At 57.1% G+C, this 24,993-nt stretch carries 20 protein-coding genes; 7 read left to right on the top strand and 13 right to left on the bottom strand.

Translation table 11 applies throughout. The features are described 5' to 3' along the window. Positions 1-497: 497 nt before the first annotated feature. Positions 498-1,148, top strand: coding sequence for a GNAT family N-acetyltransferase (locus I2H19_RS05945; RefSeq protein WP_117806742.1), 651 nt, complete (start codon positions 498-500; stop codon positions 1,146-1,148). Positions 1,149-1,763: 615 nt separating this feature from the next. Here I2H19_RS05945 and I2H19_RS05940 read toward each other — a convergent pair. Both I2H19_RS05940 and aguA read right to left on the bottom strand, forming a co-directional pair. Further along, the gene (locus I2H19_RS05940; RefSeq protein WP_158554607.1) at positions 1,764-1,934 is read right to left on the bottom strand and encodes a hypothetical protein; all 171 of its coding nucleotides are present in this window, start codon (positions 1,932-1,934) and stop codon (positions 1,764-1,766) included. 160 nt (positions 1,935-2,094) lie between these two features. Then, positions 2,095-3,216, bottom strand: a complete 1,122-nt coding sequence (gene aguA / locus I2H19_RS05935) for an agmatine deiminase (protein ID WP_161155974.1) — start codon at positions 3,214-3,216, stop codon at positions 2,095-2,097. Between the two features lie 178 nt (positions 3,217-3,394). Between aguA and I2H19_RS10065 the strand changes: the two genes are divergently transcribed. Beyond that, positions 3,395-4,198, top strand: a complete 804-nt coding sequence (locus I2H19_RS10065; protein ID WP_271736885.1) for a LuxR C-terminal-related transcriptional regulator — start codon at positions 3,395-3,397, stop codon at positions 4,196-4,198. Between the two features lie 372 nt (positions 4,199-4,570). Here I2H19_RS10065 and I2H19_RS05925 read toward each other — a convergent pair whose 3' ends face one another. The 4 genes from I2H19_RS05925 to I2H19_RS05910 form a co-directional block, all read right to left on the bottom strand. Next, positions 4,571-5,740 carry an ATP-binding protein gene (locus tag I2H19_RS05925; RefSeq protein WP_212746002.1) on the bottom strand — a complete coding sequence of 390 codons (1,170 nt, stop codon included), beginning with the start codon at positions 5,738-5,740 and terminating at the stop codon, positions 4,571-4,573. A 228-nt stretch (positions 5,741-5,968) separates the two neighbouring features. Continuing rightward, the gene (locus I2H19_RS05920) at positions 5,969-7,345 is read right to left on the bottom strand and encodes an MATE family efflux transporter (protein WP_138340134.1); all 1,377 of its coding nucleotides are present in this window, start codon (positions 7,343-7,345) and stop codon (positions 5,969-5,971) included. An 87-nt stretch (positions 7,346-7,432) separates the two neighbouring features. Next, a complete protein-coding gene (locus I2H19_RS05915) occupies positions 7,433-9,061 on the bottom strand; it encodes an amidohydrolase (RefSeq protein ID WP_195621929.1) in 1,629 nt (542 codons plus the stop codon). Positions 9,062-9,368: 307 nt separating this feature from the next. After that, positions 9,369-10,361, bottom strand: a complete 993-nt coding sequence (locus I2H19_RS05910; protein WP_195621928.1) for a LuxR C-terminal-related transcriptional regulator — start codon at positions 10,359-10,361, stop codon at positions 9,369-9,371. 90 nt (positions 10,362-10,451) lie between these two features. Between I2H19_RS05910 and I2H19_RS05905 the strand changes: the two genes are divergently transcribed. Then, positions 10,452-10,643, top strand: coding sequence for a hypothetical protein (locus tag I2H19_RS05905; protein WP_195621926.1), 192 nt, complete (start codon positions 10,452-10,454; stop codon positions 10,641-10,643). Between the two features lie 95 nt (positions 10,644-10,738). Here I2H19_RS05905 and I2H19_RS05900 read toward each other — a convergent pair whose 3' ends face one another. The 5 genes from I2H19_RS05900 to ptcA all read right to left on the bottom strand — a co-directional run bounded on the left by I2H19_RS05900 (position 10,739) and on the right by ptcA (position 16,956). After that, positions 10,739-12,136, bottom strand: a complete 1,398-nt coding sequence (locus I2H19_RS05900) for an APC family permease (RefSeq protein ID WP_195621924.1) — start codon at positions 12,134-12,136, stop codon at positions 10,739-10,741. Beyond that, positions 12,126-12,308, bottom strand: coding sequence for a hypothetical protein (locus I2H19_RS05895; RefSeq protein WP_147357368.1), 183 nt, complete (start codon positions 12,306-12,308; stop codon positions 12,126-12,128). The genes I2H19_RS05900 and I2H19_RS05895 overlap by 11 nt, the downstream gene beginning before the upstream one ends. 428 nt (positions 12,309-12,736) lie before the next feature. After that, positions 12,737-13,942 (bottom strand): agmatine deiminase family protein, encoded by a 1,206-nt coding sequence (locus tag I2H19_RS05890; protein WP_195621921.1) that lies wholly within the window; start codon positions 13,940-13,942, stop codon positions 12,737-12,739. Positions 13,943-14,309: 367 nt separating this feature from the next. Continuing rightward, the gene (locus tag I2H19_RS05885) at positions 14,310-15,749 is read right to left on the bottom strand and encodes an APC family permease (RefSeq protein ID WP_195621919.1); all 1,440 of its coding nucleotides are present in this window, start codon (positions 15,747-15,749) and stop codon (positions 14,310-14,312) included. A gap of 133 nt (positions 15,750-15,882) precedes the next feature. Further along, entirely contained in the window at positions 15,883-16,956 is a 1,074-nt protein-coding gene (gene ptcA, locus I2H19_RS05880; protein WP_117583532.1) for a putrescine carbamoyltransferase, read from the bottom strand. 330 nt (positions 16,957-17,286) lie between these two features. Here ptcA and I2H19_RS05875 point away from each other — a divergent pair, with 330 nt between their 5' ends. Then, positions 17,287-18,252 (top strand): response regulator transcription factor, encoded by a 966-nt coding sequence (locus I2H19_RS05875; protein WP_195621916.1) that lies wholly within the window; start codon positions 17,287-17,289, stop codon positions 18,250-18,252. Between the two features lie 189 nt (positions 18,253-18,441). On the opposite strand, the gene I2H19_RS05870 is transcribed toward I2H19_RS05875, so the two are convergent. Both I2H19_RS05870 and I2H19_RS05865 read right to left on the bottom strand, forming a co-directional pair. Further along, positions 18,442-20,643, bottom strand: coding sequence for an ABC transporter permease (locus tag I2H19_RS05870; RefSeq protein ID WP_195621914.1), 2,202 nt, complete (start codon positions 20,641-20,643; stop codon positions 18,442-18,444). Continuing rightward, positions 20,633-21,418 (bottom strand): ABC transporter ATP-binding protein, encoded by a 786-nt coding sequence (locus I2H19_RS05865; RefSeq protein WP_271745658.1) that lies wholly within the window; start codon positions 21,416-21,418, stop codon positions 20,633-20,635. The genes I2H19_RS05870 and I2H19_RS05865 overlap by 11 nt, the downstream gene beginning before the upstream one ends. Positions 21,419-21,566: 148 nt before the next feature. On the opposite strand from I2H19_RS05865, the gene vsr reads away from it, so the two are divergent. From vsr to I2H19_RS05845, 3 genes are all read left to right on the top strand, one after another. Beyond that, positions 21,567-22,553 (top strand): DNA mismatch endonuclease Vsr, encoded by a 987-nt coding sequence (gene vsr / locus I2H19_RS09940; protein ID WP_229089803.1) that lies wholly within the window; start codon positions 21,567-21,569, stop codon positions 22,551-22,553. A 489-nt stretch (positions 22,554-23,042) separates the two neighbouring features. Further along, entirely contained in the window at positions 23,043-23,981 is a 939-nt protein-coding gene (locus I2H19_RS05850; protein ID WP_195621912.1) for an AraC family transcriptional regulator, read from the top strand. 56 nt (positions 23,982-24,037) lie between these two features. Then, positions 24,038-24,661, top strand: a complete 624-nt coding sequence (locus I2H19_RS05845; RefSeq protein ID WP_195621911.1) for an HAD family hydrolase — start codon at positions 24,038-24,040, stop codon at positions 24,659-24,661. Positions 24,662-24,993 lie beyond the last annotated feature (332 nt).

Here is a 24,993-nt window from a genome sequence, read left to right as displayed (position 1 = left end):
GCCGTTTGGCCCCACCCGCATAGCGGGTGGTTTCTGATGCGGCGCGCTGCGCGCCCCGCACAGGCTAAAGCCCGTAATGAATGCGGCGTGGCCGCCGCGGCTGAATTAGACACTCACCATTGTCGGCCTAATCCGCGGTCTTTCATGCAGCAGGGGCTCTCAATGTTTTTATGTCCTGCTCATATCGTTTCTGCCGGCAGTTTGGGATGTTCCTTGGGGTAGTCATTGGGGACGTTCTTTAATGACTGGTCGTTTAAGAACGTCCCCAACGACTACCCAGAATGAGAGTGGATAATCTCCCGTTTTTGGCCTATACCAGCGCTAAAAGTGGGAGATTATCCACTCTCATCGAGCAAGTGTCCGAAAATCCGCCCTCATTCCTTCTTAGAACCCTCCGTCCCCGAGGATTCGAGGCTCGCCTGCCGAATGGTCGATGCGGCCGTCCTGCGTCCATGTCACACTCAGGGGTGGCCTGACCCAACTTGGAAGGAGCCCCCATGAGCCTTGACAACGTAACTCTGCGTGCCGCCACGCTCGATGACCTGGCCGGCATCGCCGCCATCTACAACCAGCTGTGGTGCAACACGCTGCGCAACCGAGGCGACGTCGAAGCCGCCGATTTCTGTGCGCGCTTTAACATCGCCATGCAGCTGCAGCGCTCCCCCATCGCGCTCGTTGCCGAAGCTGAAGGCCGCATCATCGCCGCTTGCTGCATCGGTATCTTCGAAGACGGCAAACCACGCACCAATCCCACGTGGGAGCCCTGCTACAACGAGATGTTCGTCCAGGCAACCGAGATGGCAAAGACCGCCGATGCCAAGCTCGAAGGCTCGCTCTTTGGCGATAGCCGCGAGAAGGCAACAGCCGACCGCTTTGCCGCCACGGGCAACGAATATGCCCAAGGCCAGCTCAACCTGATCATCATCGTGCCCGAATGGCAGGGCAAGGGGCTCGGCCGTGCGCTCATCGACCTTGCGCGCGCCGAACTCGCCAAAGCCGGGTGCACCAAATTCTTCCTGATGAGCGACTGCAACTCCGACTGGCAGTTCTACGAGCACCTCAACATGAAGCGCATCTTGGAGGATCACAGCCAGGACACCGGCGACGGATTTATCGTCTATATGTACGGAGGCGACACGCAGGATTAACTTGCATGTCGCCTCACGGGCTTTCTACAAGACGGCCCAAACCATCAACCAAGACGAGTCAACAAGGCGCGCTCTCCTCGGCAGCAAGGGCATTCGTGCTGTAACGAGTGGTGGAGATGGCCACGCTTGCACACAACTGTCTCGGATAGATAGCGGTCGAGCAGGCGCGCCCATGTGCGTGCGTCAAGACGCTCCTCCGCCCTGCCATACAGCGATCGACGGAGTGCCTCGCCCATAGTGCCGCTAAAATCATCGAGCTCAAGAGCGTACTTTGGGACAACGTATCCGACCAACGTCCCCACAAACGGGCTGTGCCCATTACACACGCAGCTGTTTATCAATGGTGCAGGCGGAATGTCATCGTCGTCCAGGTCAAATATGTCCAAGTCCAGCTCACCAGAAGCGTATGGGTGTATTCCGCGGTTAAGCATCTTAAAGATATGGACCGCGAGTCCAAAGTCATCCGTCTGTGGCGTAAACACGGGGGCATTCGTGGACGCTGCCAAGCTCTCGAAATCGCTGATGCCGGCTATCTCCATGAGTTGAAGCACCTCGGGGGCAATATAGCCGGGAGCGGCGCACGCAGTCCTATGTGTCACATCCGAAAGCGTAAAGCTATACGAGCGCCTTGATGGTATCCATGCCCGCATGCGCCGAAGCCTCGCAACCCTTCTGCCCGTTGAGCACGCACTCGAGCAGCGTATCGTATGCGCGCTGGGCTTCGGGGGCCAGGTACGCCCTGTTAAACATGCCCTCGGGTCGCACGTTTCCCTTCGAGTCGATCATATAAGGCCCCAATCTGTTTGGTTTCCCCAGATTGTGTGCCCGCACACCCAAGCCGCACGGCCCGCCGTTCAGCTGAAACCACCACACAAAAAGTCCGCCGACCATTGAAGTCGGCGGACTTTCGCGTGCGGACAATCAAGCACTGTTCACCATGGAACTGCTATTTACAGCGCGCCTTGGGCTGCTGCTGGGTGATGCAGTGGATGTTGCCGCCGCCGTAGATAACCTCGCGAGTCATGATACCGATGACTTCACGGTCCGGATAAGCAGCCTGGATATCCTTGAGCGCCTGGGCGTCATTGGGATCGCCGAACTGCGGTACAAGCACTGCGCCGTTGATGGGCAGGAAGTTGAGGTAGCTCGGCTCGAAAGCATCCTCGGGGGTACGCGGCAGCACGCCCTCGACGGGGTCAATCGTGCTGGCCTCCTCCTCGGTCATATATACCGAGGTCGCAGGCATAATCACCTTGTGGATCTTGAGCTTGCGGCCACGGGCATCCGTCGTCTCGGAAAGCGTCTTATACGCCTCTTGGCACTCCTTGTAGAACTTATGGTTGGGATCATCGGTCCACATGCAGCAGACCTCGCCGGGCGCACTAAAGCATGCGACGTCGTCCACGTGCCCGTTGGTCTCAAACGGGTCGATGCCATCCTTGATCCAAATGACCTTCTCGATGCCCAGGTACTCGGCAAGCTTCTCCTCGATCTGCTCCTTGGTGTACTGGGGGTTGCGGTCCTCATTGAGCAGGCACATCTCGGTGGTCACCACGGTGCCCTGGCCGTCGCAGTTAAACGAGCCACCCTCGAGGATATAATCCTCGGGACGATAGCGGTTAACCTGCTCGAGCTGTGCCACCTGCAGGCCAATGGAAGCGTCCTTGTCCCACGGGAAATACAGGCCGTCAATGAAACCGCCGTAAGCATTAAAGTGGAAGTGCGAGAGTGCCACGTCCCCCTTGTCGTTGACAAGAAACGCCGGGCCGGGGTCGCGAATCCAGCTGTCGTTGTACTCCATGTGGATAACGCGCACGTTCTCAACGCCGTCGAAGATCTCACACACCGCGGGGAAGTCTTCAGTGTTGACGCCCACAGTGATGGGCTGAAAACGTGCAACGGTCTTAATAATCTCGGTAAAGACCTTTTGCGCCGGCTTGGCACCACAGCGCCACACATCCGAGCGATGCGGCCACAAAATCCAGGTGCGCTCCTGCTCTTCGTACTCGCCGGGCATGTAGAATCCGTCCTTCTTTGGCGTAGACTCGCTCTCGTAAATGGTCTTCATTTCAAGCTCCTAAATCTCGGTGCTTTTGCTTGACGAGACCATGATGCGGCCGCACCGAGATGTTCTCAATGGTCCCTCGAGCCCCTTTCAGCGACCGACGGTATACCATTCGCTGACCTAAAGTTCTATTCAGGCCGAGAACATGACATACTGGGTTCCACAATGGAAAGGATGCCCTATGCCCCCATGCAATAATCAGCAGACTATTGAGTTGGACAGTACGACCTGGACTGCTCTCAACGAGCTCGCGCTTGCAATCCACGCATCACACGGTGTCGATAAGCTGCAAAAGGAGACCCTCGAGGGAACGACAGGGCTCGTGCCCCATCGGATCGCCATGTTCGACCTGATCGAGGCAGCGGGCAGTGATGCCCCACGCTACGTCCACCCCGCAAGCAGCGGAATGGACGACCGCGCACTGAGCGACTACTACAACCGCTACGCCGCGATGGACTATACAACATGGAGCTTTGACTTACATAAGGTCGGCGTCTACCGCGACCTCGACCTCGTCGACGTCGAGCGACGCGATGCCACGCCCATCTATCGCAAATGGATGGAACCGCAGGGCGTCTACTTTGGCTGTACGGCCACGCTCGCGCACAACGACAGCCCGCTAGGAAGCATCACCCTGTTTCGTGAACGCACGGCCGGAGACTTCACCGACACCGAGCTCGCAATCCTGCTCGAAGTCGCTCGGCACGCGAGCCTCGCGCTCGCCAACCTCTATCCTCGGGGCATTAAACTCACCCAGACAGAAGACACAAACCAGCTAAATGCTTTCATTACAGAACACAATATCCAACCGCGCGAAGCCGAAGTCATGCGGCTCATGCTCGACGGCAAAACGAACAAACAGATGGCAAACGAGCTATTCATAAGCGAGTCAACCGTCAAGAAGCATGTCAACGCCATCTATCGCAAGCTCGGCGTCAGCAACCGCCTGGGCCTCATGACTGCCACGCAAAACATCCCGCGATAAAAAAGGGCGCCCTCCATGCAGAGAACGCCCTTTGATTTCGCCATTTGAATTAGTGTCGGCTCTGGCTCAAAGAGTAGACAGGTTTATTTTGGCAGGTTTTATCTGGGCAAATGTCAGCCGCCGCGAGGGAGCTGCCTTCCCTCGCGGCGGTCTTCTAGCAGAAAAACCAAATGAGTAGGCTTTTTGCAGGAGGTCAAGCACGCCCCAAAACGCCACAGCTCTGACCTGCGGTTTTATTGAGTATTTGTTGCGATGTGCTCGGCATATCCAAATAAGTCTACTCACTTGCATCTAAGACGCACCAGATAGGCAAAAACCGCCGCAAAAAGGGGGCCGGTTCCCTTCGCGGCAGCCGTTAATACGCCGAGCTTGTTATCGTAAAAGCCAATCACGCGCCGAAACCACACTACAGTCTTTCGACTCATACGTTGAGTCCACGCGGGCCACAACATAGCGCGCATCTTTTGCAATGTCGATCTCATCGCATACAGTCTGTAGATGGCGGGCGTACTTATCGTGATACGTTCTGGATGATTTTATTTCGATAGCCTTGGGACTCCCTGAGTTTGTACAGTCGAGCAAATCGATTTCACGCTTGCTGTCGTCCCTATAGAAATACAGCTCGGGATTCTCGCCCACGTTGAGATGGCTCTTCGCCGTTTCGGAAACGATGAGGTTTTCGAAAACGGCCCCCAGATAAGGGCTCTCCAATAGTTGCTCCAGTGATCCAATTTTGAGCAAGTAGCAGAGCAGCCCCGTGTCGTAAAAATAGAGCTTGGGCGTTTTAGTTAGACGCTTCTTGGCATTTGCATAATAGGGCTGCAGCGAAAACGTCAGGTAGCTCTGCTCCAGAATGGACAACCAGCTTTTAATGGTCGATACGCTCACGCCCGTATCTCGAGAAAGCGAGGATATATTGATGAGGGCACCGACGCTCTGAGCAATTATGGACAGAAACTTATGAAACTCCGCCTTATTGCGCACATCAAGCAAGCCCACAACATCGCGCTCAACATAGGTATCGATATAGCTGGGAAAATAAACCGAGGACGGCATTCCGGCGGAACGCAGGCGAGGGTATCCCCCTTCGAGCGCGAACAAATCCACTTCCAGCTGCCCCTGCTGGCCCCTCTCCGCTTCTCGAAACGATAATGGCAGCAATTTTAAGATCCCGACTCGCCCGGCAAGAGACTGCCCGATGCTTTTCATCATCAAAAAGTTTTGCGAGCCTGTAAGGATGTATTGACCGGCGTCTCCCCGCTCATCCGAAACAACCTGGATCATTGAAAACAAATCCGGGGCGTATTGCGCCTCATCGATGATGAGTCCGCCCTTTCGGTTGCGGATAAAACTCACCGGATCCTCCAAGGCCGCGCGCCTCGTTTGAGGGTCCTCAAGCGTGACGTAGGAATAGTCGGGAAAGGTATGCCGAACCAGCGTAGACTTACCGCTCTGCCTAGGCCCTGTCAACGACACAACAGGAAACCAGCCTGCCATGCGAATGAGCAACTCATGCAAATCCCTGTTAATGAACTCAGCCATATCAACACCCCTTATTGCGCTGTTACCATAATCGGATAGTTTCATTCGCCATAATCTTATATTAGCGTTTACCACAATCTTATAGTAGCCTAGTTCAAAAGCATTATTTATAGAGCCGAAATCTCAGACCCTAAATAACAAAAGCCACCACAATGGGGGCTGTCCCCATTGTGGTGGCTTGCAGGCGAGTTAACTTGTTCGACTATCGTACGCCAGCCATGTCCGAGCCTAGAGCGTGGCAAGGCGCTTGGACTCGTGCGCGGCGAGCGCAATGGAGATGATGCCGGTAATGGCGTCGGCCACCACCAGGGCGATCCACACGCCCTCAACACCCATCATGTTGCCGAGGAGGTACATAAGCGGCACTGAGCAGATCACATAGCGAAGCAGGCCGGTAAACGTGGCGACACCAACCTTCTCGACCGCCTGGAAATATATCGACATGGTCATGGCAAGATAGCCCAGGGCAACAGCCAGGATGACGGTACGCGTGGCGTTGGCGGCAACCTCAACGAGCGCAGGATCGCTGCCGGCAAAGAAGGCGCACACCGGAGTGGCGGCAAGCCAGAGCGCGACGGTGACCAGCGCCAGCGTCACAACCTGGTACTTAAGCGTGCAAGAGAGCGTCTCCTTAAGGCGCGCCCAAGCCTTTGCGCCGGCGTTGAAGGCAGCGATGGGCTGCAGGCCATAGGAGAAGCACTGGGCAACCATCATGGTGATGTAGAGGATGTAGCCGTTGATCACGCCAAAGGCTGCGATGTAGAGCGAGCCCATGTCGCCGCCGAGCGAGCCCAAAAGCGAGTTGGCAACGGTGTTAAAGATAAAGGTCGCGCCCTGGACCAGGAAGAACGGGAAGCCGATCTTGAGGATCTGGCCGCAGACGGCGAGGTCGAGCTTAAGGTCGGCCAGGCTAATCTGGAGCTGGGACTTTTTGCCCCCGATGAACCAGAAGATACCGATGGCCCAGATACCGATGGAAAGCCCGTAGTACACGCCGGCGCCCATAACGCCAAACTTGAGCACAAACGTAGAAAGCGCGAGCCAGCAGATGGCAACGATGGCTGAAACGGTCATGAGGTTGGCCTGGACCTGAACCTTCTCGTCCACACGCATCACAGCGGTGACCATCTGGCCAATGACCGTGAGCGGCAGCAGCACGGCGAAGGTGCGCACGCCGGCAACGGTATCGGCCATGATGTCGGGCGTGGCGCCAAAGAATGCGCAGATGGGCTCGGTAAACACGGCCATCACCACAGCAAGCAGCACACTCACAATCGTGGTGAGCCAAAAGCCCTGGCTAAAAGCCTTGCTTGCGCCCTTAATGTCGCCGGCACCCAAAAGGTTGCCCACCACGGCGGGCACGCCGGTGCCAAACAGGTTGCCAAAGGCCAGGTTGATGTACTCGACCGACATGATGATCGAGACGCAGGCCAGGCCGTGGGCACCCAGGCCCCAACCCATCACGAGGCCCTCGAGGACCACCATGATGATCTGGGCGAGCATGCCCTGGCCGGTGACGATGGTGTACTTACGCACCAGACCGGGAATCGGTTGGGAGGCGAGCTCGCGCTCCTCCTCCACGGCAGCGGTTACTTCTTCTGCCATTGTTCTCCCCTTTCCTTGAGAGAGTAGTGCTGAATGGATGTCAGGCGGCTGACAACTGGCGCCAAGCCGCCCAACCAAACGATGGCGCTAGGCCTCAAAGACCACCTTGCCGGCAATCATCGTAAGGGCCGCGGTAGCCTCGAGCACCTCTGCCGGCTCGCAGGTAAAGAGATTGCGGTCGAGTACGCAAATGTCGGCTTGCTTGCCGCAGGCGAGTGTGCCGATGCGGTCCTCAGCATGCATAGCGTAGGCGCTGCCGTAGGTGTATGCGCGCAGGGCCTCGGCCATAGTGATTCGCTCCTCGGGGAACCAACCCTCAGGATTAGATCCATCCTCGAGCATGCGGTAGACCGCTCCATAGACTTCCTCCATAGGCTCAAGCCCCACGACCGGGAAGTCGGAGCCCAGATGCACGCAGGCACCGCTCGCGAGCAGGCTATGAATTGGCCACGAGAGCGCCGCGCGCTCGGGACCAACGGCGTCGTCCTTTGCCAAGTCTGCCATATCAAGCAGCATATGCCACGGCTGCATGGCCGGACAGACGCCGAGCTCCGCATAGCGCGGCAAATCCTCAGGTTGAACAGTCTCGTTGTGCTCCATGGAGTGACGACAGCCCATAAGACCGTAACGCTTCTCGCCCTCCTCGAAGCAGTCCAGGATAAAGCGTACGGAACGATCGCCTATGGCATGGATGCGCGTGTCGACACCCCACTCAAGCGCTTTAAGGATGGCTTTGCGCACACGCTCAGGCTCCTCAGCCGGCTCGCCACAGGTCTCGGGAGCATTAGCATAGGGCTCGAGCATCCAAGCAGTATGATCGGAACACACACCGTCAATGAACTGCTTAAAGCCATGCCACTCGACTTGCGTGCCCGGGAAGTCGTATTTCGCCCGAATCTCCTCGAGCGTCATGGCCTCGTTCTCAAAAAGGTCTGTGTACATGAACACGCGCAACGGAAGTTCGCCCTTGCGGTTAAGCTCCGCGAGGAATTTATAGGGGTTATCCATGCTCACAAAAGTGGGGTTTACCATGCCGACTGTCGTAATACCGAGAGCGTTGGCACGATGCGCGGTCTTGGCAAAGGAAGCACTAGCCACCTCGGGGGCAGGATTGTATACCTCATCCAAGAAAAGGGATCCCGCGTTGTTCGAGAAGACCCCAGTGGGGTTGCCAGCTTCATCCCTAAGAATCTTGCCGCCTGATGGGTCTGGCGTTTCAGCAGTAATGCCGATTTTCTCGATTGCGCAGGTGTTAGCACTAAACGTGTGCACGTCAACCTGCTGCAAAAAGACCGGACGGTCCGAAATGTACTCATCGATCATTGCCGCCGTAGGCATCTCGGGCACGTCCCACTGGAACTGGATAACCTGATAGCCCACGATCCACTCGTTGTTCGGGTGGTCTTCGGCAAACGCCTGCACGCGTTCCATACACTGCTCAAAGCTTGTGCAATCGATGAGATTGACGGCGAAATCGGGATCGGACACAAAGGCGCCCTGGGCATAGTGAGTGTGTGAGTCGATGATGCCAGGCATGACGAGCTTATCGCCATAGTCGCGCACCTCGGTATCGGGCCCGATAAAAGCGTCGAGGTACTTATCCTCGCCGCACGCAACAATCCTGTCACCTGCGACGGCAACGCCGCCCTTGAACGGGGCCAGCCCGTCACCAGTGAACACAGCATTACTTTTGATGACTAAATCCGCTTTGTCCATATGAGCCTCCTCAGACGTTACAGGACAATGGATGAGCGCCACGATACGACGCGCCCAATCGGTGAGGGAGCATTTGTCGCTCCCTACATGACACGTGCCTACGAGCGGTCGGGCGTCTGTCCAGCGCCCTACGCCCCGTGTCAACACCCATTGACGCACCTCCTGCACAAGCTGCCAAGATGGAAGCGAGCGAACGGACGGCTTAAGAAGGTTTACACGTCTGAGCAGGTATTTTATTGTCAAAGTTTATTGTCGCTTCATTACGCCAAGTGTTCTGCGATACGCCGTCAGCCGAACCACTCCAGCCTTACGAGCGCCAGAATGTCTCAATCAAGTCGTCACGCGCCTTGACTTCGCTCTTTACATAGATGCGATGCAGGTGAGCCTTGACGGTACCCGGACTAATCACAAGTTCGTTAGCAATATTTTGGACATCGAGTCCACGCAATACGAGTGTAAGCACTTCCTGTTCACGCTTTGAAAGCCCATGCTCGTCCGAGAAAATCACAACACGCGAGACAAGGTCCTCCCGTGCATCACGGCGCTCTGTCGCTACCTCTTCATCGGCACGAGGGTGACGCGAGAACACACGTAAGATATGGCTGAACTGTTTAAATAGCTGAACGGCTGCAGCCACAAACAATAAATTCTCTGAGATATTCCGCTCGCCCAGATACCATAAAAAGGCGCTCACCATCACGTTGTCAACGTCAGGCGTGCAGAATAGGATCATATAGGTATCTTCGATAACCACCATCACGGTAAGCACGCAGGCTATGCAAAAGAACATCCGAGAGCGCTCAAGATCGAGCCGCTCAGCCCTATTCTCCGTCTTGCGATAGCAGGCGTAAGCATATACCAAGCAGAATGCCATTCCCAAATCGCGCGAAAGCCAAAAAAGATATTGCTGAACCTGGCCCGCAAAGCCAGTACGAGGCACCAGAGCAAGCTGAAGCACGGCGATCGGTACGACATATGCGGCAACGCGCTTAACGGTCACCTCATCGTGTAAGCGAAACGTTACCCAAAGCCATACGCACGCAAGAATCGCCACGCCCAGCGCGCAGCGCAGTAACGGATGTTGAAGCGGCTCATTAAACGTCACCACATAGTCATATTTGAGCCGGTTGTACTCATCAAAGAAGATCACCGACATATCGAAGATATAGAGAAGGAAGCCCGCGGCCGCCACCAAACAATCGCGTCGACGAGTCATGAGCCATATTACGAGCGCAGTTGATGCCGTCACCAATCCAACGCCCATGACAAGAATCGTGTAGATAAAGAATGCGAAGCTCATACTACCCTCATTCCGCGCACAACCAGCTTGATTCCGCATTACGGTTATGGTAGAAACATCGAACGAATACCAAGATCGAAAGGAGAGGCCATGGCACCGATTGCACCGCTCAAGATTATTGTCGCGCCTGCCGCCAAGGCCATCGCCAAGATCGGTTCGACCATGACCTACGATGACGTTCCTTGCATCGTTGATGAACGCAACGACAGCTGTCCCTACCTGGGCCATGTCCCCTACTTTGCGCCTAAACTCTCCTCTGATATCGAGCAGCACAACCGCTAGCATAACCTTCACGATTGCCGCAGTAATCCTCGCAGCAATTTGTTAACTCGGAAGCAACTCCGGTTTTGAGTCCCGCACTGCCGAACCGAACCCCCTCACGATTTGCGTTTTCCACACACGCCAACGCCGGGATTATCGACACTGCGGCCGCGGCGCGATATGAGGCGCGAAACCTCGCCCAGCAACACGGCGATCACCACACCCATGAGAATGGGCAACTTTGCCATTTCGGCGGGCGAGCTATTGAGCGGCACAATCGTAGCGACAATCGAAAGCACAAGCTCCACCACGGGAATCGCAAGTGCCACCGCAAGCACCTTGCCCTCGAAGGGCGCGCGGAACACGCGCGGACGATCGTCGTATTTGCGCAGGCGCCAAAACGCTGGGAACATCGGGATATAGCTCATGAGCAGAAAGACGACGTTCATTGAAAAGAATACCCAAAAAACGTCGGAACCCTCGCCCAGCGGAATCTGAAGTAGCAGCACCAAGCTGGCAAAACAACCGTTAATGATTGCCGAGCCATTGGGCATGCCGGTCTTCTTGGACACCAGCGCAAAGGGGCGCGGCATGTTGCCATGGCGCGCGGCATAGCTCGCCACGTTGTTGACGCCAAAGCTCCAGCAGATCATGTTGGCGAACAGCGTCACCAAAAAGGCCACGCCCACGACCATCGTCAGCGGGTGAGCGCGCCCCACCATGGCGGCGACCGCGTCCACAATGCCCGAATCGAGTGAAAGCTGCTCGGTGGGAACCGCGGCTCCAATGCCGATACCGCAAATAATGTAGATCGCCGCAATGGCAACGCCACCAGCGATAACCGCCTTGGGGATATCGCGCGATGGGTTTTTCATCGTGCTGGCAAAGGTCGCGACCACTTCGAAGCCCATAAAGTTGAACAGGATGATCGAAAGATACGTCAGTGAGTTAGTGTCTCCCAGATCGGGGACAAAGCTCTTAAACGACATGTCGTTGGCAAAGCCGTTATTGCAGGCAAACCAGATGCCAACGATTCCCACCACGGCGGTAATGAGCACCTTAATGACGGCACCGCCGTCCATGACCCAATCGGCCTCGGACACCGGGTGCATCGCCATGACCGTGACGCCCCACACAAAGGCAAGCTCGATGGCAATTCGAACCCCGAGCGAAAACTCGATGCCCCATACCGCATTGATGACACTGGGGAACATACAGGCGATACTTGCCACCCACAGTGGAAAATTGACCCAGTAGCACCAGGAGCAACGGGCGCCCCAACGGTCGCCCAAGCCCAGGCGAACCCAATCGTACAGGCCGCCCTCGGAATCGAACGCCGTACCGAGCTCGGCCACCACCAGGCCATAGGGAAGCAAAAACGTAATGATGAGGAAGATCCACCAGAAGAACTGCACGTTACCCATGGCAGACGCCGGAGCAGCCGCCTCGATGGTAAATACGACGCAGATAACCGAGAGGATGACCTCGAACAGGGAGAACTTTTTACCTGCCATGGCACGCTCCCCCTACAGCAAAAAGGATGGCATCTGTACCGAAGGCGCAGCCCAAGGTAGGGTTGCAGGCCGCGTCACCGGTGCAGGTGCCATCCCATAGAGAAGAGAGGATGCAATTGTTGGACCAACGCTCGCGGAACAGGCGCGTGTAGATAACGATACGCTGGTACATAGATACTCCGATCAAAACGGTCGCGCTCGCAACCGGAAACTATCAGCAATTGAATACGCGTCTGACCTGGGAAATTCAAGCGAACAATTGGCCTAACCCGCAATAAATCCCAGATCAGACGCGTATTCAATCAAAGAAAAAGGGCACTCCGATGTGGAGGCAACGGAGTGCCCAAAGAAAAGCCAGCCGATCAATCAGGTAGCCCTGTTCGCTTGACCGGCTGGGTTTTCGAGGTGCCCCAGGTCGCCGCGAAAGAGGAGCGAAGCGTACTTTGGTACGCGAGCGACGGCTTGAGCGGCGAGATGGGGTGCCTCGGAAAGCCAGACGTTTACTCGGCGTGCTCGGGTGCGCCAGATTGGCGCGAACGAGGAACGTAGCGTACTGACGCTACGCAAGCGACGAGTGAACGCCAAGGTGGCGTGCCTGAGTTACGCCGACGGCTCCTGCTGGGTAATGCAGTGGATATTGCCGCCGCCGAAGACGACCTGCTCGGACTGAACGCCAACGCACTTGTAGACGCCCTCGCCCCAGACCTCGTCATAGATCTTCTGGAGCGTGTCGACGGCCAGCTGGTCGTTCTCGTCGCCGTACTGCGGGACGATAACGCCGTGGTTGGTGACCAGGTAGTTCATGTAGGAAGCGATCAGCGGCTCGTCGGGAACGCGCGGCTCGGCGTTCTCGTCGGCGTCGATGGTGTCGCAGGAAGCCTGGTCCATGAACAGCGGGTTCACGGGCATGCAGAGCTTGTAGACCTTCAGCTTGCGGCCCTTGGCGTCAACGGCGTTGGAGAGGGTCTCGTAGGCAGCGTGGCACTGCTCGTAGAACGGATACTCGGGATCGTCGGTCCAGATGCAGGCCATGACGCCCGGGGCGATGAACGTGGCGACGTCGTCGATGTGGCCGTTGGTCTCCTCGGGGTCGATGCCCTCCTTGACCCAGATGACCTTCTCGACACCCAGGTAATCCTTGAGGTGCTCATCCATGTAGGCGCGGAGTTCCTCGCTCCAGGGCTCAAACTTCTTGTGGTACTTGGGCCAGATGGACTCGGGATCCTCTTCCTCCTCGAGCACTGCAGAGCAGGTGCGGCCCGGGGAAAGCAGGCACTGGTCGGTCACGACAAGGGTGCCCTCGCCGTCGACGGTGATGGAGCCGCCCTCGAGGATCATGTCATCGGGACGATAGCGGCGGCAGCCGGAGAGCTCAGCCATCTTGAGGGCGATCTGCTCGTCCTTGTCCCACGGGAAGTACAGGCCGTCGACGAGGCCGCCGTAGGCGTTGAAGTGCCAGTGGTTGGCGCGCTTCTCACCCTTGCCGTTGATGACGTAGGTGGCGGCGGTGTCGCGGAACCAGGCGTCGTCGGTGGTCATCTCGATGACGGTGACGTTCTCGTCGTTCTCGAAGACGGCCTTGCAGTTGGCGTAGTCGACCTGGTTGGCGCACATATAGACCGGGGTGAACTCGGAGATGGCGCGGGCGATGGCGGCATACTGCTTCTGGGCCGGCTTGGCGCCGTGGGCCCAGGTGTCGGTGCGGTGGGGCCAGCCCATCCACACGCGATCCTGCGGGGCGAACTCGGCGGGCATGAAGAAGCCGTCGGCCTTGGGGGTGGACTCGGACTCGGTGATCGTACGCATAAGATTTCCTCCAAATCGAACGATCGCTTGCTGCGGGCGGGTTGCCCGCAGCCTAAAACCAAGAGATGGTAGGCGCCCGTTCCCCGGCAAAGGTCGGGGCGCCCGGTGCCGGTTTTCACGGAATCGCACCGGCAAGCGACGACGTAACCAAGTGCGCGGAGTCAAACGCACGAAGGATACGGAAGAGAGATTGGGGTGGGCGGTGGTTACCGGAGCTATCGCTCACACCCACCCCGGGGGAATGGTTAGCAAACCTGTCGCTTGGGCACGCCTCCGAAGAGGCTAGAGTGCCCGGAGTCGGGAGCGACAAGCCCGACGAAGCGCGCGTTGGTACACGAGGAGGGTTGGAGCCCCGAATCCGGGTGCTCTAGTTCTCCTCGGCCTCGGCGGCCTCCTCAGCGAGACGCTGGGCTGCGAGCTCGGGAGTGAGGCCCTTGTACTCGGTCTCGCGGCCCTTAGCGCTGACGATGCGGACGACCTCACCGATGAGCACGAGCACGATGAAGATAACGATCATCGGGAGCTTGTCGCCAATCTCGGCGGCGGAGAACGGCACCAGCGTTGCGACGATGGCCAGGACCAGCTCGATGCAGGGGATGGCCAGCATGACCTTCATCATGGCGCCCTTAAACGGGAACGTGAAGATGCGCTCGCGGTCGGGGTCGTTCTTGCGAAGGTTGAGGAACGCCGGGAACATCGGGATGTAGGTCAGCAGCAGGAAGACGACGGAGGTGCCGAAGAGCATCCAGAAGACACCGTTGGAGATGGCGTCGATGGGAACCAGCTGCAGGCACAGCACCAGGGAGGCAACGATGGCGTTGACCAGGTTGGCGCCGTTGGGCATATCGTCATCCGAGATCATCGAGGCGAAGACCTTGGGCATGTTGCCGTGCTCGGCAGCGTAGCGAGCGACGGAGTTAACGCCGAAGGACCAGGCGGCCATGTTGGCGAACAGGGTGATCAGGAAGGCGATGCAGATGACCTTAAAGATCATGGAGTCGCCCACCATGGTCTGGACTGCGACGATCATGCCGTAGTCGGGGTCGATGGAATCGGCCGGCACCGCAGCGCCAATGCCAAAGCCAGCGAACAGGTAGATCACGGCGATGGACAGGCCACCGACGATGATGGCCTTGGGGATATCGCGAGCGGGATCGGCCATGTCATCGGTCATGGTGCAGATGACCTCGAAGCCCATGAAGTTAAAGATGATGATCGACAGGTAGCCGAGAGCGTTGGTGTTGGTGAGCTCGGGCAGGAACGTGGTAGCGGACATGTCGTTCGCAAAACCGTTCTCCATGGCATACCAAATGCCCAGAGCGCCGACGATAACGGCAACGGCGACCTTGATGATGGCGCCACCGTTAAGGACCCACTCGGAGTCAGCCGCCTTGGAGCGGCCCATGAGGTAGACGATCCACACAAAGGCAAGATCGATACCCATCTTGGCGATCAGATTGAACTCGACGCCAAAGACCATGCCCAGAATATCGGGGAACATGGTGGCCAGCGAGGCGATCCACAGCGGGTAGTTAACCCAGTAGTAGTACGAAATGCGCGCGCCCCACTTGTCGCCCAGGCCATCGCGCACCCAGTCGTAAATGCCGCCCTCGCCGTCATAGGTGGTGCCGAGCTCGGCGACAACCATGCCGTAAGGGAGCAGGAAGGTCAGGATCAGGAAGATCCACCAGAAGAACTGCTGGTTGCCAATGGCGGCAGCAGGAGCGGCGGCCTCGCAAACGAAGACGACGCAGATGATGGTCGAAATGACCGTCAAGAAGGAAAGCTTTTTCTTTCCGTCGCTCATGATGAGCTCCTTCGCTCAGTCTTGGACAGATCCGAGGCCCTAAGGTATTAAGGCAATTGCTTGGGCCTCGGTGAGCGGGCGACAGGAGACGAGCATCCGCCGCCCGCAAACGTGCTTTTAGAAGCCTTGAGGCTTAGAGCTGCTCGAGAGCCTCGAGAGCGGCGTGGAGCTCAGCCTTGGCGGAGTACTCGACGCCCTCGTCGTTGAGCGGGGTGCGCTTGCCCAGGGCGGCAAGGAGAGCACGGATGGAGTGCTTGCGGTTCTCGGCCTCGACCCAGCACAGGGAGCGCTCGGGATCGTCCATGACCTCGTCGACGACCTCCTCGTTGCGGGTGGCCGGCAGGCAGTGCATGAACTTGGAGTTGGGACCGGCGAAGTTCATCATGTCCATGGTGACCTGATACTTGGGATAGAACACGTCCATGTAGTTCTCGCCCGAGACCTCCTCGTCATACAGGCCATACCACACGTCGGTGTAGATGAAGTCGGCGCCCTTGATGCACTCGATGTCGTCGGAGATGACGACCGAGCCGCCGGAGACCTTGCAGTTCTCCTCGGCAATGGCCATCATCTGCTTGCCGAACTCGGCGCGCTCCTCGACGGTGCCGACGTGCAGGCCGCCGTCGGGGATCTGGTGGCCCTTAGGTCCAAACTGGACGAACTTCATGCCGACCTTGGAGGCGATGAACATGAGGGAGACGCAGACCTGGGTGGCGTCGCCGATGAAGGCCAGGGTGCAGTCCTCGATCTTCTTGCCCTCGGGGAGGTTCTCGAGCATGGTCATGAGGTCGCCCATCTCCTGCGTGGGGTGGTTGAACTCGGACATGCCGTTGATGACGGGCACAGCAGAGCCCTCGGCGAGGCCGACGACGTCCTTGTGACGGTCAACGCGAGCCATCATGATGTCGAGCAGCGAGCCCATAACGCGAGCGGTGTCGCCCAGGGACTCGTGACCGCCGAGCTGGATGGTGCCAGGGCCATAGAACTGAGCATGGCCGCCGAGGTCGGTCATAGCGGTCTCGAAGGAAAGACGAGTGCGGGTGGAGACCTGCTGGAAGATCATGCCAAGGCTCTTGTTGCGGAGCAGGTGCGGATAATAACCGTCAACCTTGATGGCCTTCTTCATTGCCAGGCCAAGATCCTCGATAGCCAGGATCTGCTCTTTGGTGAAGTCGTTGGTGTCGATGAAATCCTTAGGCAGTGCCATGTCGATTTCCTTTCCGCCGGTCTTGCCGACTATTACTATGAGGCGCTCGAACATCACGCCTCTTGTTGACAAGACCATCATTCACCCGTATGCAATTTTTACCTAGTTTATTCGAGATTAAAGACCGTTCACGGAGTTACACCCTCTCTAATCCAATATAAACCCGCAGGTCAAGAGTTTACAGGGGGTTTACTATCTAGAACCGTGAACGGTATGCGGGTATCCTATAAATCGGCGCCTAATCCGCGGTAATACAACCGGCTGGAGTATGTATACCCGAGGGGTATAGCGGGCTCCAATAAGAGATCAAATGAGACAGGACGGTGACAGATGAACACGCTCATGTTCTTCTATACCTTGGCAATACTGGTTATCTGTATTGTGACAGCGGTACTTTCGCTTGCCGCCTACGCCTCGTCTCGTCGACGCTTCGTTATCTATGGCAGTGGCGTTTTTATTTGCTACGCCATCGAGATGACCGAGATCTTCTTTTTTGAATACACGTTGCAAAACCAGAGCTTTCCGGCAAGCGACTATTACTCAATTGCCATGCCTGTGCTGCGGACCCTTGTGGCGACCGCTTCGCAGGCTTTTATTTGGCTGATCGCCATGGATCTGCTCGACAAGCATTCTAAGAAGCAGTTTGTCATCCCCGTCGTAACGTTCCTGCTGAGCGAGCTGCTGATTATCGTCGCCGTCCCCTATGGTCCCATGCACCAGTGGCTTTACTACACCATGCGCCAGGTGTTCCTTGTCTTTGTGGGACTGTATATCTTTTGGACAGCTCGCAAGAGTACGAAGGTTGAGCTGAAGGCGCGTGTTAACAACCAAAAGAAACACCTGATTATCGGCGCCATTCTGGTTGGCTGCATCGTTGCCGAGGACTTCTACAACATCTTGGTGGTTCCCATGAGCCTGGCGCCCTCTTGGCTGCAGTTGTACCTGTCCGAGCGCAACTTTAGCGAGAACGTCTTCGCTTGCTACTTTGCGATTCTGCTCATCATCTACGCCTATCACGTGCTCTCGATTCGCATGCAGGAGGCGCCCGAGGAAAAGAACGTCAGCGATCTTGATCGACACATCGAAGAGCAGATGCCCTTCTATCGCAACGCCTACAAGCTCTCCAACCGCGAGACCGAGGTCATGCGTCTGGTTGTGCTGGGCAAGTCGAACCAAGAGATCGCTGACGAGCTATTCCTTGCCGTGGGCACCGTCAAAACCCACATCCACAACATCCTGGTCAAAACCGAGCAGCAAAACCGCACGACCCTCATCCTGCATTTCTGGAAGCGCTGAAGTTACGCGGTTTTACCAAACCGCGTAACGGCTCGACGCTGCAAACGCCCCAGAGCGGCAACCTGACGTTCAATCGTCGGTCGCGTACCAAAGTACGCTTCCCTTCTCTTTCACGTCACCTTGCTCGCCTAGGGGCGCTTTCGCTGACTTATGCTCAACCTGCGATGATTTTGTTCTGCACCAGGTTGGCTACTCGCTGTAGCGGGTGGCGATGGCGGCTCGTACCATGCCGGTGCTCATGAGGTAGGTCACTAGGAAGTAGCCGCCGTAGGCTGCCAGGAAGATCGCGCAGGTGAGACCAACCGTGCCGCCGATGCTCATGCCGCCGAATGTACTCACCAGCTCGATAATCACCTTGAGCGCCACAAAGGAGTGCGCCAGGCCCACTGTCAGCGGGAACAGGAAGAATACCGCTTGCTGCGCCATCACCGAATGGCGAATCTGGCGGTCGTCGCAGCCGATCTGTGCCAGCACACGATAGCTGCGGCTGCCGTCGGCCACATTGGAGAGCTGCTGAATCGACAGAATCGCCGCGCATGCAACGACCAATACAAGGCCGATGTAGATGGCTAGGTAGCTAATAAGACCGTTCATTTGCGCTGCTTGCGTGTACATCTCGGAGCGTATGATGAAGGTTCCCCACGACCCCGGCTCCTTGCCGTCAACGAGCAGATTGTCGAGCAAAGTGTATTTAATGCTCTCGTCTGCCTCGGTCGTATCCATCCCCTGTTTGTAATTAACGAGCAGGCTACTGGAATACGGCTGCAGATTAAGTTGGGACAACAGCTCGTCGGCAACGACGACGGTACCCGGATTACTGCCCATCGCCGAGTTGGCGATGGCCGCCGTGTCCTTGTCCGACTTATCGGTTGCGGGCTTGAGCTCATGCCCGCCCAAGGTGAGGGTATGGCCGCCGGCCATGTACTTGGTGTACAGGTCGCCCAGCTCACCGCCCATATCACACGTAAGCAGGTACTGGTCGCGGCCAATGCTCACCGGCTCCTCGCCCATCATCTGGCGCAGTTTGTTGTACTGGCTCGCCGGCGTCACAAACAGACCCATCGTATCGGCATTGCTACCCCCGAGCGCCTTGGGGAGCTTTTCGCCCATGGTCTTGCACATCTCACCCGCAGACACCGAAGGATTCGAACCGCCAAACGGGTAACTCAGATACGAATCGATCTGAACATGCTCACCGGCAACATCGGCGATATTGACCTTCTTGCCGGTCTCGTCGTTGTTGTCCGCCGACTTGCCCTTGCCGTGCCATGCGGAGTACAAATCGACCGTTGTATCGGCTAGCACCATGCGGTCGGCTTCAGACGGATTGACATATTCTTTGTAGTAGTCGAGCGTATCGGGCGTGTAATAGACATACGTCTGAGACACGTCAACAGGGTTATAGCGCTCCAGGTTTTCGTTCATCACGTTGGCAATCGACATACCGCACGTCACCGAGGTGATGGCCAAAAACAGAAGCATCGCGATGACGCCCATCGAAAAGCACACCGTGTTGACCTTTGCCGCAAGCTGGCGCACGGTAAACATGTTGAGGCTGCGCCAATACACGCCGCGCAGGCTCTGCAGCAGCTTGATGAGCATGCCCGAGAGTCCCCAGAACAGGGCAAAGGTGCCCACGGTAACCATAGCGGTCGTAATACCAAACTGGTTCATGGCCTCTTGCAGCTTGCTGTCCGTCGCGGTTAGCGGGAACCCATCACGTAGCAGACGGTAATAGGCCACGCCCACAAGCACCACGCCCACGGCAAAAATGGCAATCGCGATCCAGGGGTTGCGTGTCTTGATGCTCTCATTGCGACGCTCGGCACCCATAAGCTCGATGAGTTTGGTACGACGCACGGCGCGAAGGTTCAGCAGTAGCGTGAGCACAAACATCACGAGCATGCAGGCAAGGGTCAGGCTGAACGCATGCACCGAGAAAAAGAAGTGGAAATTGGCGATCTGTGTCTTAAAGAGCGAGGCCGTAAAGAACGTCATGAGCTGGGAGAGTCCCACACCCAGCACAATGCCGGCGACAAAGGCCACGACCGATACTATCACGGTCTCGAGCGCCATGATCGTGGCGACGCGCCCGCGCCCCATGCCGAGCACCTGGTACAGGCCAAACTCCTTCTTGCGGCGTTTCATGATGAAGTTATTGGCATACACCATCAAAAAGGCCATGACACCGGCCAAAAAGTACGTCAGGTCGCCGAGCATGCTGCCCATAACCTGTGCCAAGCCCTTTTCATCGATGCCGGCGATGTCGACCTGCATCGAGATGGTGTTAAAGGCATAGAAAACCGTGACGCCCAGGGTGAGCGTCAAAAGGTAGACGAGGTAGTCGCGGTCGGCGCGGCGGACGTTGCCCCAAGCGAGTTTACAGAGCATCGGAGCCCTCACCGCCCATCATGGCAACGACCTCCATAATGCGGTCGAAGAACTCTCGGCGGTCGGTGTCGCCGCGGCGCAGCTCGGTGAAGATCTTGCCGTCGCGGATAAACAGCACACGGCTCGTGTAGCTGGCGGCAAAGCTGTCGTGCGTGACCATGAGCACCGTGGCGCGCAGGCGGCGGTTAAGGGCCTCCAGGCTCTCGAGCAGCAGGCGAGCGCTCTTGGAATCGAGGGCGCCGGTGGGCTCGTCGGCCATGATCATGGTGGGGTCGGTGACGAGCGCGCGAGCCGCGGCAACGCGCTGCTGCTGACCACCGGACATCTGGTAGGGATACTTGTCGAGCACCTGACTAATGGACAGACGCGCGGCCACATCCTGCACGCGGGTCGAGATCTCTGCCGAGTTTGTGCGGGCGATGGTGAGCGGCAGGGCGATATTCTCACGAGCCGTGAGCGTATCGAGCAGGTTGGAGTCCTGGAAGATAAAGCCGAGCTCCTCGCGGCGGAACTGCGAAAGCTTGGCCTGCTTCATGCGCGTCACGTCCTGCCCGTTGATGCGGATCGTGCCACTTGTGGCGCTATCGATGGTCGAGACGCAGTTGAGCAACGTCGACTTGCCCGAGCCCGAGGCGCCCATGATGCCCACGAATTCACCGCGGTTGACGGTAAAGCTGACGTCGTTGAGCGCGCGGGTCACGTTGCCCAGCGCTCCATATATCTTTTCGAGATGCGCGACCTCCAGTACTGGGGTCGCCATGTGCGTGGTTTGCATACCGAGTCCTTTCTTGCGATTAGTCTACGGCATCTATAGTCGCAAGAAGACGAGTCGGCTACCATCGATATGGCTTACGCTTGCCTTACCGTTGTGTAAGGTAGGGGTAGCTACCCTGTCACGTGTTGATGTTGAGAGAGGACTCCTGTTGAAAACTGTTCATGTTGCCGCTGGGATCATTCGTAAGGAAGAATCTGACGAGCTGCTTGCCGTGCAGCGCGGCTACGGCGACATGCAGGGACTTTGGGAGTTTCCCGGCGGCAAGCTCATGCGCGGCGAGACACCCGAGGACGCCGTGCGACGCGAACTTATGGAAGAGCTGCAGGTAACGGTCACCAACCTGCGCGATTTCTATACCGTTGAGTATGACTACCCCGATTTTCATCTCTCCATGGAGTGCTACTACTGCTCGCTCGCCGATGAATCCGATGAGCCCCAGAAGCACGACCGCCAGCTCGATATCCGCTGGATTCCACGCACCTCACTTGCCACGGTGGAATGGATGCCCGCTGACAAGGGGCTTATCGACGCTCTAATTGAGCTGAAGGAAGACCGGCTTGAGGCAAGCTCCGCCGATGACGCCGCGCCCAACACAGCCGACAAACCCGCCACCAAACCCAAGCGCGCACCTAAGCGCCGCAGCAAAAAGCGTCCCAAGCCCGGTCTGCTCGACGGCATCGATACCTCGGACCTTTCCGCCGACGAGCGTGAGCTCGTGCGCCGTCGCGCCGCTATAAAAAAGTCCATGAAGGGCAACAAGCGCGCCAACACCAAGCCAGAGCTGCTCGTTCGCCAGCGCTTGCGCGCTGCGGGACTCACGGGTTATCGCCTGGAATGGAAAGTCCCCGGCAAGCCCGACATCGCCTTCCCCGGCCGCAAGATCGCCATCTTCGTCAACGGTTGCTTTTGGCATCGCTGCCCCAAGTGCAACCCCAGCCAGCCCAAGCGCAACGTTGAGTTTTGGGAGGCAAAGTTCCGTCGCAACGTCGAGCGCGACCGCGCTGCCGTGGCAGCACTCACTCAAATGGGCTGGACACCCATAACCATCTGGGAATGCGAACTCAAAAAGGACCGCATCGACGCCACCATGGAAAAGGTCATCGAACAGGTGCGGGCCGCAGAGCCGCAGCGCTAGGAACGAGCCGTCCACACGCCCCACACAGGCGAACCACACCCGCGCCACAAACCTTAGAAAGCCCTTAAGCTCAAAACCTTTCAAGAGTGTTACTCGATAGCCTTGAGCTGCGGTTTCATGGTTACATCAAACCTGATTAAGCCTTTCTTTAGCGCTTCTTTGCAACAGCCGCGGCATAATACTGCCAACGCACGGGACCTAGCAGCAAACCCCGTGCGCAACCTTTTGGTGGACATCGAGGAGGCCGCATAAGCATGCATTCTTCCAATGACGCAACACAGCAGCCATCCCTAAATCATGCAAACCTTTTCTCCTTCCCCCCGACACAGAGAAACAGTCTCCTCGACTCCCCCGCCACAAAAGCCAAACGCTCAACAAACCAGAGCCACAACTTGCGAGCATCGTTCGAAAAGCTCCAAGCATCTCTAGACAAGGCGTTCCCCGAACAGGCAAGAGCAATCTAAGCCCATCGCGCTTTATACTGATGCCATGCGAAACATGGATCACATAGAATTGCACCGCGGAGGACGCGAGGAAGCGTTTCCCGAGACCGCCGAAGACTGGCCCTATATTGCCGAACGCGCAGAATTCGCTCGCTATCCGGGCAATTCCGTCCCCTGGCACTGGCATTCCGAAGTCGAGCTTTTCTACATGGAGCAGGGAGCGATTGACTATCGAACGCGCGCGGCTCATGAACACGTGCGCTTTGAGGAAGGGTCCGCCGGCTTTATCAACGGCGGCGTTTTGCACAGCACGCTGCAATCACCCAATTCGGCACCGGCCATTCAAATGTTGCATATCTTTCAGCCGTCGATGCTCGGCGATCCCGCGGGACGCCTTCAAAAGCGCTATATCAATCCTTTGCTGCAATGTCGAGGCGTCGATGTGCTCAAATGGTCGCCCACCAACCCCGACGATATGCCCTTTATCGATTTGCTAAAGAGTTCCTTTAACCACGACCTTCAACGGCCGCAGAACGAGATGGCGCTTCGGAATAGCTTGTCAGAGCTCTGGATTCAGATTTACGCCAAGGCCGAACCGCTCTTTTCCTCCGACAACGCCTCTTGGATGACCAGCCGCGACGTACAGTTCAAGGCAATCCTGGACTTTATCCGCGCAAACTATGCAGCCGCTGTAGATGTGCCCCAGATAGCATCTGCAGCCGGCGTAAGCGAAAGAGAGTGTTACCGCATTATCGAAGCTTGCGCAGGAACGACCCCGGCGGCATATCTGCGCGCATACCGCGTAAACCGTGCTTGCGAACTTTTGGCACACACCACGCGAACGGTCCAGACAGTCGCGCGCCAATGCGGCTTTGCGACAGCAAGCCATCTTGGCCAGGTATTTAAAGAACAAATGGGATGCACTCCTTCGAGCTATCGAGCAGCGAGGCAGAATCTCGATAGTACCAGGCAGAAATCCCGCTAGCCCTTCTTCTGTCACTGCATCAAACTTGCAGGCAAACAACGGATAGGAGCTACTATATGAAGTACTTTGACTATATCGTGTTTGACGTTGATGGGACATTGGCAGATACAGAAGAAAGCGTGCTGTCATCGCTTGGCCAGATTGTCCAAGAAGAAACCGGCAAAACGCTCCCCCGACACGAGCTTGAATTTGCCCTCGGCATACCCGGCAAGGATGCCCTTGAGAAACTTGGGATCTACTCACAGGCAACGCTGGATCGCTGGTGCCAAGTTGCCGCCAGCTTTAAAAGCACCATCAGCGTGTTTCCCGGCTTGCACGAAGTTATCGCAACACTCTCCGACAACGGCTGCAAACTTGGCATCGTCTCCTCACGTGCGCGCAATGAATACGCAGAAGAAATTGCACCCCTTGGCTTCGATAAGTTTTTTGAACACATCATCCTTGTCGAAGACACAACCGAGCACAAGCCTTCGCCCGCACCCATGCTCGAATATCTCCGACGTACGGGCGCGAATCCTGGCAACGTCGTCTACGTTGGCGACACCGTCTACGACGAACAATGCGCAACTTCAGCAGGGGTCAGTTTTGCCAGAGCAGCATGGGGATCACACCAAGACATCCCAAACGCCACCTACAACCTCAAAACCCCCAACGACCTGCTAACCCTAGCAACCAAGTAACCCTCCCATCCCAAATTCGCAGTCCTAACGCCACAAGGGCGACGACCTCGAGAAGGTCAACTTGGGAGGGACGAGGGCTTAGTTCCCCAATCTTTCCGCAGGGGGCAAAAAGCAACGTCTTATTTTTCCGACACTAACGCCACAAGGGCGATTGAGCAGGACGGTTTGGGCGGGCCCCGTACTTAGTTTCCAAAATCATTCCGCAGCGCGAAGGCCCCCGTTGTCAACGCTTCGAAGAAGCGAGACAACGGGGGCCTTCATGCGCGAGGACGTTTTGGAAACTAAGTACGGGGCCCGCCCAAACCGTCCGGTGGGATCAGAGTACCCTTGCT

The sequence above is a fragment of the Collinsella aerofaciens genome, from assembly GCF_015560135.1.
Lineage (GTDB): Bacteria > Actinomycetota > Coriobacteriia > Coriobacteriales > Coriobacteriaceae > Collinsella > Collinsella aerofaciens_AN.
The sequence above is the reverse complement of the archived record's forward strand: the minus strand, read 5'-3'. Positions and strand labels throughout refer to the sequence as shown.

What these genes read in the sequence shown, in the direction of transcription:
- I2H19_RS05870 (WP_195621914.1), bottom strand. Translation starts at nt 20,643, where the DNA reads ATGCTCTGTAAACTCGCTTGGGGCAACGTCCGCCGCGCCGACCGCGAC.
- I2H19_RS05865 (WP_271745658.1), bottom strand. Translation starts at nt 21,418, where the DNA reads ATGCAAACCACGCACATGGCGACCCCAGTACTGGAGGTCGCGCATCTC.
- I2H19_RS05850 (WP_195621912.1), top strand. Translation starts at nt 23,043, where the DNA reads ATGCGAAACATGGATCACATAGAATTGCACCGCGGAGGACGCGAGGAA.
- I2H19_RS05920 (WP_138340134.1), bottom strand. Translation starts at nt 7,345, where the DNA reads ATGGCAGAAGAAGTAACCGCTGCCGTGGAGGAGGAGCGCGAGCTCGCC.
- I2H19_RS05940 (WP_158554607.1), bottom strand. Translation starts at nt 1,934, where the DNA reads ATGATCGACTCGAAGGGAAACGTGCGACCCGAGGGCATGTTTAACAGG.
- I2H19_RS05875 (WP_195621916.1), top strand. Translation starts at nt 17,287, where the DNA reads ATGAACACGCTCATGTTCTTCTATACCTTGGCAATACTGGTTATCTGT.
- I2H19_RS05925 (WP_212746002.1), bottom strand. Translation starts at nt 5,740, where the DNA reads ATGGCTGAGTTCATTAACAGGGATTTGCATGAGTTGCTCATTCGCATG.
- I2H19_RS05900 (WP_195621924.1), bottom strand. Translation starts at nt 12,136, where the DNA reads ATGGCAGGTAAAAAGTTCTCCCTGTTCGAGGTCATCCTCTCGGTTATC.
- ptcA (WP_117583532.1), bottom strand. Translation starts at nt 16,956, where the DNA reads ATGGCACTGCCTAAGGATTTCATCGACACCAACGACTTCACCAAAGAG.
- I2H19_RS05905 (WP_195621926.1), top strand. Translation starts at nt 10,452, where the DNA reads ATGGCACCGATTGCACCGCTCAAGATTATTGTCGCGCCTGCCGCCAAG.
- I2H19_RS05885 (WP_195621919.1), bottom strand. Translation starts at nt 15,749, where the DNA reads ATGAGCGACGGAAAGAAAAAGCTTTCCTTCTTGACGGTCATTTCGACC.
- I2H19_RS05845 (WP_195621911.1), top strand. Translation starts at nt 24,038, where the DNA reads ATGAAGTACTTTGACTATATCGTGTTTGACGTTGATGGGACATTGGCA.
- aguA (WP_161155974.1), bottom strand. Translation starts at nt 3,216, where the DNA reads ATGAAGACCATTTACGAGAGCGAGTCTACGCCAAAGAAGGACGGATTC.
- I2H19_RS05890 (WP_195621921.1), bottom strand. Translation starts at nt 13,942, where the DNA reads ATGCGTACGATCACCGAGTCCGAGTCCACCCCCAAGGCCGACGGCTTC.
- I2H19_RS05945 (WP_117806742.1), top strand. Translation starts at nt 498, where the DNA reads ATGAGCCTTGACAACGTAACTCTGCGTGCCGCCACGCTCGATGACCTG.
- I2H19_RS05915 (WP_195621929.1), bottom strand. Translation starts at nt 9,061, where the DNA reads ATGGACAAAGCGGATTTAGTCATCAAAAGTAATGCTGTGTTCACTGGT.
- I2H19_RS05895 (WP_147357368.1), bottom strand. Translation starts at nt 12,308, where the DNA reads ATGTACCAGCGTATCGTTATCTACACGCGCCTGTTCCGCGAGCGTTGG.
- I2H19_RS05910 (WP_195621928.1), bottom strand. Translation starts at nt 10,361, where the DNA reads ATGAGCTTCGCATTCTTTATCTACACGATTCTTGTCATGGGCGTTGGA.
- I2H19_RS10065 (WP_271736885.1), top strand. Translation starts at nt 3,395, where the DNA reads ATGCCCCCATGCAATAATCAGCAGACTATTGAGTTGGACAGTACGACC.